6 protein-coding genes and 1 pseudogene are annotated in these 10,819 nt (G+C 43.1%); 6 read left to right on the plus strand and 1 reads right to left on the minus strand.

The genetic code is table 11. The features are described 5' to 3' along the window. Window positions 1-2: 2 nt before the first annotated feature. From JCM17102_RS19945 to JCM17102_RS19975, 6 genes and pseudogenes are all read left to right on the plus strand, one after another. Window positions 3-2,263 (plus strand): annotated as a pseudogene (locus JCM17102_RS19945) (hybrid sensor histidine kinase/response regulator). Beyond that, window positions 2,256-3,578, plus strand: a complete 1,323-nt coding sequence (locus JCM17102_RS19950) for a sigma-54-dependent transcriptional regulator (protein ID WP_004291471.1) — start codon at window positions 2,256-2,258, stop codon at window positions 3,576-3,578. The pseudogene JCM17102_RS19945 and the gene JCM17102_RS19950 overlap by 8 nt, the downstream one beginning before the upstream one ends. A gap of 279 nt (window positions 3,579-3,857) precedes the next feature. Beyond that, window positions 3,858-4,280: a dihydrofolate reductase family protein gene (locus tag JCM17102_RS19955; RefSeq protein WP_004291474.1), complete on the plus strand. Its 423-nt coding sequence runs from the start codon at window positions 3,858-3,860 to the stop codon at window positions 4,278-4,280. Window positions 4,281-4,518: 238 nt separating this feature from the next. After that, window positions 4,519-5,124 (plus strand): RteC domain-containing protein, encoded by a 606-nt coding sequence (locus JCM17102_RS30090; RefSeq protein ID WP_004304269.1) that lies wholly within the window; start codon window positions 4,519-4,521, stop codon window positions 5,122-5,124. A gap of 301 nt (window positions 5,125-5,425) precedes the next feature. Then, a complete protein-coding gene (locus JCM17102_RS19970) occupies window positions 5,426-6,556 on the plus strand; it encodes an ATP-binding protein (RefSeq protein WP_004291480.1) in 1,131 nt (376 codons plus the stop codon). Between the two features lie 16 nt (window positions 6,557-6,572). Beyond that, a complete protein-coding gene (locus tag JCM17102_RS19975) occupies window positions 6,573-9,827 on the plus strand; it encodes a P-loop NTPase fold protein (protein ID WP_004291481.1) in 3,255 nt (1,084 codons plus the stop codon). A 130-nt stretch (window positions 9,828-9,957) separates the two neighbouring features. Here the strand turns inward: JCM17102_RS19975 and JCM17102_RS19980 are convergent. Beyond that, window positions 9,958-10,819 (minus strand): TraM recognition domain-containing protein (locus JCM17102_RS19980; RefSeq protein WP_033887172.1); only part of this gene is annotated, 862 nt, incomplete at its 5' end.

Raw genomic sequence — 10,819 nt, forward strand, 5'->3', positions numbered from 1 at the left:
AAATTCTTATCGGATGTATGGCATATAATAGCTCTATGAATGGCAGGAGATAGAAGCATTAGAACTTGGCAATAAAAAAATAGACGAGCTCCGAAAAGAAATAAACAATATCAATATTCAAATGATAAAATTTTCTCTATTGGGTGAAACAATACTGGAATGGAACGATAAAGATATCGAGCATTACCATGCACGGCGTATGGCAATGGACAGTATGCTCTGCCGTTTCAAGGCCACCTATCCAGCAGAGCGCATCGATAGTGTGCGCAGTCTTTTAGAGGATAAGGAACGACAGATGTTCCAGATAGTCCGGTTAATGGATGAACAACAATCTATTAACAAGAAGATAGCCAATCAAATTCCGGTTATTGTACAGAAAAGTGTGCAGGAACAGTCCAAAAAGCCAAAACGAAAAGGTTTCTTAGGCATATTCGGCAAAAAAAAGGAAGTAACTCCAGCAGTATCAACCACTATCCTTCATTCGGTCAATAGAAACGTAATCAGCGAACAGAAAGTGCAGGATCGCCAATTGTCGGAACAAGCCGACAGCCTTGCAGCTCGTAATGCAGAACTTAACAGACAACTGCAAGAATTGATTTGCCAAATAGAAGAAAAGGTACAAACCGAACTGCAAAGCCGGGAAAACGAAATAGTTGCCATGCGTGAAAAGTCATTTATGCAAGTAGGCGGTTTAATGGGATTCGTTCTTCTATTGTTGTTAATTTCCTACATCATCATACATCGTGATGCAAAAAGCATTAAACAATACAAGCACAAGACAACTGATTTGATAAGGCAACTGGAACAATCCGTACAACGGAACGAGGCACTGATAACGTCAAGGAAGAAGGCGGTACATACTATCACCCATGAACTGCGCACACCGCTGACAGCAATAACAGGCTATGCCGGACTGATACGGAAAGAACAGTGTGAGGATAAGTCCGGGCAGTATATCCAAAACATACTGCAATCCTCCGACCGTATGCGGGATATGCTTAACACTTTGCTTGACTTCTTCCGCCTGGACAACGGCAAGGAACAGCCCCGTCTGTCACCCTGCCGGATTTCAGCAATCACGCACACACTTGAAACGGAGTTCATGCCTGTTGCCGTGAACAAAGGGCTGTCCTTGTCCGTGAAGACTGGACACGATGCCATTGTATTGACCGACAAAGAGCGAATAATACAAATCGGGAATAACCTGCTGTCAAACGCTGTCAAGTTCACAGAAGAAGGCGGTGTTTCTTTGATTACTGAATATGATAATGGAGTTCTGACACTGGTCGTTGAAGATACAGGTACAGGCATGACAGAAGAGGAACAGAAACAAGCGTTCGGTGCGTTTGAACGTCTATCAAATGCCGCCGCAAAGGAGGGTTTCGGGCTTGGGCTTGCCATAATGCGTAATATTGTGTCGATGCTTGGCGGAACAATCCGTTTAGACAGCAAGAAAGGGAAAGGCAGTCGTTTCACAGTTGAAATTTCTATGCAGGAAGCTGAAGAACAGCTTGGATATACAAGCAATACACCTGTTTATCATAACAATAAATTCCATGATGTTGTCGCCATTGACAATGATGAGGTATTACTTCTGATGCTGAAAGAGATGTATTCCCAAGAAGGAATACACTGCGACACTTGCACCGATGCTGCGGCACTGATGGAAATGATACGCCAGAAAGAATACAGCCTGTTGCTGACAGACTTGAATATGCCCGATATAAACGGTTTCGAATTGCTGGAACTGTTGCGTTCGTCCAACGTGGGCAATTCACCAACAATCCCGGTGGTTGTGGCAACCGCTTCGGGCAGTTGTAACAAAGGGGAACTATTGGCAAAAGGCTTTGCCGGATGCCTGTTCAAACCGTTCTCCATATCGGAACTGATGGAGGTTTCCGACAGGTGTGCCATAAAAGCGACACCGGACGGGAAACCGGACTTTTCCGCCTTATTGTCCTATGGCAATGAAGCCGTCATGCTGGAAAAGTTGATAACTGAAACAGAAAAGGAAATGCAGGCGGTACGGGATGCAGCAAAAGAAAAAGACCTGCAAAAGCTGGATTCCCTGATCCACCACCTGCGCAGTTCGTGGGAGGTGCTCCGTGCCGACCAACCGCTGAATGTACTTTACGGATTGCTTCGTGGCGATGCTCTCCCGGATGGTGAAGCGTTAAGCCATGCCGTGACTGCCGTGCTGGATAAGGGAGTGGAAATAATACGGTTGGCAGAAGAGGAAAGGAGAAAATACGAAGATGAATAAGACAAAAATAATTGTGGTGGAAGACAACATCGTGTATTGCGAATATGTCTGCAATATGCTGTCACGGGAGGGCTACCGCAATATGAAGGCTTACCACCTCTCAACCGCGAAGAAACATCTGCAACAGGCAACAGATAATGATATCGTGGTTGCCGACCTGCGTCTGCCTGACGGCAGTGGCATAGACCTTTTGTGCTGGATGCGAAAGGAGGGAAAGATGCAGCCCTTCATCATTATGACCGACTACGCCGAAGTTAATACCGCCGTGGAAAGCATGAAACTCGGCTCGATAGACTATATTCCCAAACAGCTTGTGGAGGATAAACTTGTCCCCCTGATCCGTTCCATACTGAAAGAACGTCAGGCAGGACAACGCCGTATGCCTATATTCGCCCGTGAAGGTTCCGCCTTTCAGAAAATCATGCACCGCATAAGGCTGGTAGCCGCCACCGATATGAGCGTGATGATATTTGGTGAGAACGGCACGGGCAAGGAGCATATTGCCCACCTGTTGCATGACAAGAGCAAACGTGCAGGCAAGCCATTTGTGGCGGTGGACTGCGGTTCACTCTCCAAAGAGCTTGCACCGTCGGCTTTCTTCGGACACGTCAAAGGTGCATTTACAGGTGCGGACAATGCCAAGAAAGGATATTTCCATGAGGCGGAAGGCGGCACGTTGTTTCTGGACGAGGTAGGAAACCTCGCGTTGGAAACCCAACAGATGTTGCTCCGTGCCATACAGGAGAGGCGGTATCGCCCGGTCGGAGACAAGGCAGACCGGAATTTCAATGTCCGCATCATCGCTGCTACCAATGAAGATTTGGAGGTATCGGTGAATGAAAAGCGTTTTCGGCAGGATCTTCTGTACCGCCTGCACGACTTCGGGATAACCGTTCCTCCGTTGCGTGACTGTCAAGAAGACATTATGCCGCTGGCAGAGTTCTTCCGTGATATGGCAAACAGAGAGCTGGAGTGTAGCGTGAGCGGGTTCAGTTCCGAAGCACGTAAAGCGTTGCTGACACACGCATGGCCGGGCAACGTGCGGGAACTTCGGCAGAAAGTTATGGGTGCTGTATTGCAGGCGCAGGAAGGTGTTGTCATGAAAGAGCATCTGGAACTTGCCGTGACGAAACCGACCTCTACTGTCAGCTTCGCCTTGCGCAATGACGCGGAGGATAAGGAGCGGATATTGCGTGCGTTGAAACAGGCAAACGGCAACCGGAGTGTCGCCGCAGAACTGCTCGGCATAGGCAGGACAACACTATACAGCAAACTTGAAGAGTATGGACTTAAATATAAATTCAAGCAATCATAGCCCGTAATTCACTGAATTTGGCTATCTTTGCATAACATTTGAGAAAAACGGCGATTGGCAGGAGCTTTTCGCCGCCAACATATAGGATAAGACCGCAAGGCGTTTCAAGCGAAAATCTGGTAAATTGGAACTACGGAGACGATTGCGTGATGCTTATGCTATGCTTACGCATAGCGTGCATTCACGTACTCTCCGTAAAGGCTTTACCAGAGCCATCGCTTGAAGGTAGTGTGAATTGCACGCTACTTTTTTACCCTTGCCTAACGAAAGGAAACGATTATGGGTAAAGTTCAGATTCTCGCCGTACTGACGATGGACGGATGTCTTTCTTCAGAGTTATATGATAAAGCACATCAGGATTTGTGCCTTGACCGTTGCGGTCTTGATGAAATCAGGAAGAAAGCCTTTTACCGTGTGACACCGGACTATTCCATTTCAATGCTGCACGAATGGAGAAAAGACTGCACAAACATCCGTTACCTCGCGGAAGCCACACCGGACACGGCAGACTATATAAACGGACTGCTGCGGATGCACGCTGTGGATGAAATCATACTATACACCGTTCCTTTCATATCCGGAAGCGGACGACATTTTTTTAAGTCGGCTCTGCCAGAGCAACACTGGACGCTTTCCTCTTTGAAAAGCTATCCCAACGGTGTATGTCGCATTATCTATATCCTTGATAAAAAAGCAAGATAGCCAAAATGTGCGGCAAGCATACATTTCTATTTTCAGGAATAGAATAAATGTTCCGATTACAAACAATTTAAGTCGGAGATAATTTGTCCTTGTGAAAAAATACTGAATTTTATACCTCTGAAATCCAGCACTTTGTAAAATTGAGTGTTGGATTTTTTATTTTCTGCCGCGTTTTTTGCCAATTATATTCATGTGCGCACGCAGAAAACAAAGTGTAATTTTCAAAATTGACAGAACCATGAATTATTTCTTGCTGGCGGAAACCGACTTTTTCCGCCTGATAAACGAAGCCGGCGACTGCAATATGGAAACGGCATACACGGCTTTCGCCACCCAAGTGATCGAACTGTGCAACGGCGGCATGGACATGAACCTTACCGTCATCGCGCTTGCCTACATCGAAATCGAGTTGCAGCACCATCCCGTACGTAATCTGTCAGAAGAAAAAAGAGAGATTGCCGCCTACGTCAGCAAGGCTCTGTCTTTCGTAAGAAAGATGCAGAAATTCCTTGCCACGCCCCAAGTGCCACCACTAATATCCGCCAACAACGCAACAGAAACCACCGCCAGCCTTCTTCAATGGACGGGCAATGCCATCGACCTCGTGGAACTTATCTACGGCATAGACGTGATGGGCTGCATCAACAACGGCAATATGCCGCTCAAACAGCTCGCCCCACTTCTCTATAAGATATTCGGGGTTGATTCTAAAGACTGCTACCGCTTCTACACTGATATCAAACGCCGGAAGAACGAAAGCCGCACCTATTTCATTGACAGGATGCAGGAAAAACTGAACGAGAGAATGTTGCGTGATGAGGAGTTGGAGCGGATGAGAAAATAAAAAAATATCCATTACATATGAGAAGACAGGAATACTCGTATCCTGTCTTTTTATTTTCATTTAATTATATATTAATTAGCACAATATATGTGAGTTTTTCATTCCTATAAGGACAAATTTCAGAAACGTATGTCTGGTAAATTATTGAGTCATCATAGTATGAACATATATCATTACTAAAAACAATGAAACAACTTCCATAAGATTGTGGTTGTAAAAATCGCCATTTAATAGCCCGTTTTTTTTGTAAAATTCGCCAATTAAAAAAATATGATTATCTTTGCATTATATTTTATAAGGTATGGAAACAGTAAATAGAATACTTCAAGAGAAGATTACAGCACGAATCGCGCCCAATAAAGCAGTACTGATTTTTGGTGCTCGCCGTGTTGGTAAAACGGTAATGATGCGTAAAATTGTGGACAACTATTCAGGTAGGACGATGATGCTCAACGGCGAAGACTACGACACATTAGCACTATTGGAGAATCGCTCAATAGCCAATTATCGGCATTTATTGGATGGTATTGATTTGCTGGCTATTGATGAGGCACAGAACATACCACAAATCGGTAGTATTCTGAAGTTGATAGTTGATGAAATACCGGGAATAAGTGTCTTGGCAAGTGGTTCTTCGTCATTCGATTTGCTGAATAAGACTGGTGAACCGTTGGTCGGCCGCAGTACGCAATTTCTCCTTACACCATTCTCGCAACGGGAAATCGCACAGACGGAAACGGCACTTGAAACCCGCCAGAACCTCGAAGCGCGCTTGATTTACGGTTCCTATCCCGAAGTAGTAATGATGGAGAACTATGAACGTAAAACAGACTACCTACGTGATATTGTCGGTGCATACCTGCTTAAAGATATCTTAGCAATTGACGGCTTAAAAAATTCGAGCAAGATGCGCGATCTACTGCGATTGATAGCTTTTCAGTTGGGCAGCGAAGTTTCTTACGAAGAGTTAGGTAAACAACTCGGCATGAGCAAGACGACCGTTGAAAAATACCTCGACCTATTGGAAAAGGTCTTCGTTATCTATCGTCTGGGGGCTTATTCGCGTAACCTACGCAAGGAGGTTACAAAAGCTGGCAAGTGGTACTTCTACGACAACGGCATTCGCAATGCCATTATCGGGGCTTTCTCACCGCTGGCCATTCGGCAGGATGTCGGTGCGCTGTGGGAGAACTACATCATCGGAGAGCGGCGCAAAGCGAACTTCAATGAGGGACTGCACAGGGAGTTCTATTTCTGGCGCACCTACGACAAACAGGAAATCGACCTGATTGAGGAGAGTGCCGACAGTCTTACCGCCTTGGAGTTCAAGTGGGGAAATAAAATGCCGGCCGCACCGAAAGCCTTCCAAGAAGCCTATCCCTATGCCGAGTTTCATGTGGTAAATCGGGAGAATTATTTGGAGTTCGTATAATCAATAAATTACGTATATGGAAACAAAACTACAATCCAAACAGCAATATCCGCGGTTTATCCAAAATAAACCGTGTGGTATTGACAAATTCGATGGAGGTTCGCAAGAAAGGTTGGCAAAAACTATTGCTCGCCATTTTTGTCAGAATGATTCATTGGATGAGGAATGTACTTTACCTCGAATTATCGGCATCGAAGGTATTTGGGGATCTGGAAAATCCAACGTGGTTAAAATGTTGGAACGTGAATTATCAGACGACTATTACTTTTTTGAGTATGACGCATGGGGACATCAAGAGGACTTGCAACGCCGCTCTATATTGGAATTGCTTACAAGCAAACTTATTGATGATGGTATCCTATCTGGAAATGCAACAATAAAAGTCAAAGGTGGAGGTACGAAAACCGTATCATGGTCTGAAAAGCTGAAATATTTATTAGCCCGTAAAACGGAGACCGTAACCGAAAAATATCCCCTTATCAGTAATGGTATGGTTGCGGCATTTTTGGTTGCAGTTTTAACTCCGATATTTACATTTATTGCGTATGCAGTAAAACCTACACCCACAACATGGTGGTTTTCTTTATTGTCTATTATCATAGCTGCACTGCCAGTTCTTATTGCATTGTGCGTTTGGAAATGGGCATATAGCAAAGATCATAAATATGGATGGAGTTATATGTTAGCTATTTATCAAGATAAAGTCGAAAAGGACGTTTGCTATGAGACTTTGAGCGAAGACGAACCAACGGTTTACGAGTTCAAAACATGGATGCAAGACATTTCTGATTTTATCAAGGAAAAAGGACAACGTAAATTAGTCCTTGTTTTTGACAACATGGATCGTCTCCCCGCTGAAAAAGTAAAAGAATTATGGTCTTCTATCCATACGTTCTTCGCCGATAGCGGTTTTGAAAATGTTTGGGCTGTTATTCCTTTCGATGAAACACATTTAGCTTGTGCATTCGGAGATGAGACCGACGAACAAACGAAACAACTGACCAAGTATTTTATCAATAAAACTTTCCCTATTGTTTATCGTGTTGCTCCTCCTGTTATTACCGACTATCGAAGTATATTCAACAAACTGTTTGTTGAAGCATTTGGAGAAACAGAAAATGAAGCGAAAGAAACTATAAATCGGATATTCAGATTGGTAAATCCTAATGCCAATGTTAGGGAAATTATATCATATATCAATGAGATGGTCGCTCTTAAACAAGAGTGGTGTAACGAAATTTTGATGATAAACATAGCATTGTTCTGTTTGAAGAAGACGGATATTCTGGCAAATCCAGTAGAACAAATATTGTCCGGCGACTATCTGAATGGCATTCAAACAATAATTAACAATGATCTGCAAACACAACGCGAAATTGCAGCTTTGGTATATGGTGTCGATGTTGAAGATGCTCGACAAATTCCATTGAAAAAATATATTGAAGGCTGCATCAACGGAGAAGAAGACCACGACATAAATCAATATGCAGAGACTAATAAACAATTTGACACTGTATTAGAAGAAGTTATACAATGTATGGACAATGCGCTTATCGATAAGATTATACATTGTTTGCATAAATTAACTCGAAAGAGCGATGTTATTCTGCGTGTATGGCAAAGAATAGCACAATTGAAATTAAAAGAATCCATAGAGAAGCAGGTGTTCCCTGTCGAATACCAAGAACTGCTGTTGCATTTAGACACGGAAAGCCAAAACCATGTGATTGCTCAATTATATAAGAAGATAGTTCGGTTCAATGACTTCAATGGCGGCGACTATTTCAAAACGTTAGATGCAATAGACAGGTTTATTGCGCAAAATAAGTTGGCGTGCGATTTTACGTCATTGATTGAAGCAAAAACAGTCAAGCCAAATACATTTATCGATTATATTCAAGCTGCAAATGCAACAGATGCTGCCTATCGGGATAACGCGACAACTAAAGCATATAAATATTATCAAGTAGCAACAAATTCGGAGGCGCTCGATAATTATTTGGCAAACTTACTACCCGATAATTTCGACCATGCAGATATTGTAAAAACGTTAAAAGATAATTCTACCTATACGTTTCCAACGCTTTTGCAAGCGATCACGAATTGCATTGATGAACAGAATGTAAATAAAGATAATATAGGGGCTATATTTACAACCTATCGTTTATTGGCATCTGACGAAGAAAGACCTTTACCTGTAACGTTAGATTCAACCTACATAAATCAGTTGCATTCTGAATTAGAAACTGATGGCCGAAACATTAAAGAGTCTGGATATTACGATTTAGTCGCCATGCAATTGGCACATGGTCATTCCGTTTCCTTAATAGAGGGTGGAGATATAAAATATGTTGCAGAACTCATGGACTATTATGTGGATCATGGAGACTTATTAGTAAATAGTGTGGGATGGAATATACCGCTATTAAATGAAACACTACAATACATGGTAAATCATAAACTTGGCTATAAATTATTGCTCTCAGACATATTGCCCCAATTTGAAGATATTAAGAACAGAATAGGTGTAACGGATGAGGTATTTATCGAGCATTTAGCAGAGTGGAATACCGATTTGGATAAGTATATCACTAAGAACAATATTAAAGATGTAATTCCTGACGCATCTTTTTACGATTTGACCACTAAAATAAGCAATGTCCTGACCGATCATATCAATAAAATAGCGTTCGAAGCGTTGTCTGAAATAAGTGTTGATACATTATACGCCCAAAGAACAGCACATACATCATATTATTGGTTTGTCGCAATAAAACATTTACTGGCTAAAATCAAATCCTTGCCAGATAACTTGACTGAATTTGGCAAAAAGATTCTGATGGATATTGCTTCTGGAACTCAAAGTTTGAATCCTTTCCCTAATTGTTTCAAGAATATAGTTGAAAGATTGGATAAACGAAAAATTAAATCGACAGTTACCGATATAAGAAATGATTTCTGCATCGGTAAAAAGACTATCAATGCAATAAAGTTTCAATTTTTCGAAACATGGCTTAGATCGCATGGTAATTTGAAAAGTCAAGCTGGAGACGTTATTGATAAAATAGTGAAACCTGTAATTTCCGATGGGGCATGCCGTTCATTGATTCTGCAAAACAAAGATTTTTATATGGATTTAATAAATACAGCAGGGGATGATGCTTATGAATTGAAAAAGAGTCTCCGAAACCTCATACAAAAAGATTCAGATCCGCAATTGGTTAAATTTGTCAATTCGATAGATTCAGTACCTGAGGTTGAAACCGCGTAAGTATTTGTCTAACAAGTCCGAATTTTACGATTTTACCCGTCAGAACTGAAGTGCCCCCCAAAAAATTGTATCCAACTTTTGGGGGTCACTTCAAACTTCGATAGGGATAATTTTCAATTTTGGGGACTTGTTAGACAGTCTCATTATCTGGTAGCAGTTTACACAGCACCGGATCGTTTTTGATACGCTCCAGTTCCTCCTGCACAATCTGCTTCACCTCTTCCTTGATGCGCCGGTAGTTCGCCTGCACCGTTTCCTTCATGCGGTCGTTGCCGTCCTCGTCCGTGAAGTTTGTAATGACGGGAATTTTCTTGTAGGCACTTTCTTCCCGTTTCACCTTTTCGGCATCCACCACAATCTCGCAATGAAAAATCTTCTGCTCGATACGCTCGTTGAAGTTGTCGGATACAGAACCGACAAACATTCCCTGCGTAAGCCCGGAAATCTTACTCGGTGGAATGAGCGCGTCCATCTGCGTGTTGATGGAGGTGGAAACATCCTGCCGGTTGATGGAGATGGACTGCCGTTTCTGCAACACCTTACCGAACCGCTCGGAGAGCGTCTTGGCTGTTTCCCCCACCACCTGACCGGAGAAAATATTGCCGACAGTGTTCATCACCACTTTCGCCTCTTTGTCCCCGTAGTCACGCACTAACTGGCTGAAATCCTGAAAGCCCAGACACACGGCAACCTTGTTGCTTCGGGCGGTAGCTATAAGATTGTCCAACCCTTTGAAGTATATTGTGGGCAACTCGTCGATGATGACCGATGACTTCAGCATCCCCTTCTTGTTGATGAGCTTCACGATACGGGAATTATACAGACCGAGTGCCGCACCGTAGATATTCTGACGGTCGGGATTGTTACCCACGCAGAGGATTTTCGGCTCTTCGGGATTGTTGATGTCCAGCGTAAACTCGCTGTCTGACATCACCCAGTAGAGCTGCGGTGAAATCATCCTCGAAAGCGGGATTTTTGCCGACGCTATCTGA

This window comes from Bacteroides faecichinchillae JCM 17102, assembly GCF_000614145.1.
In the GTDB taxonomy this organism is placed as follows: Bacteria; Bacteroidota; Bacteroidia; order Bacteroidales; family Bacteroidaceae; genus Bacteroides; species Bacteroides faecichinchillae.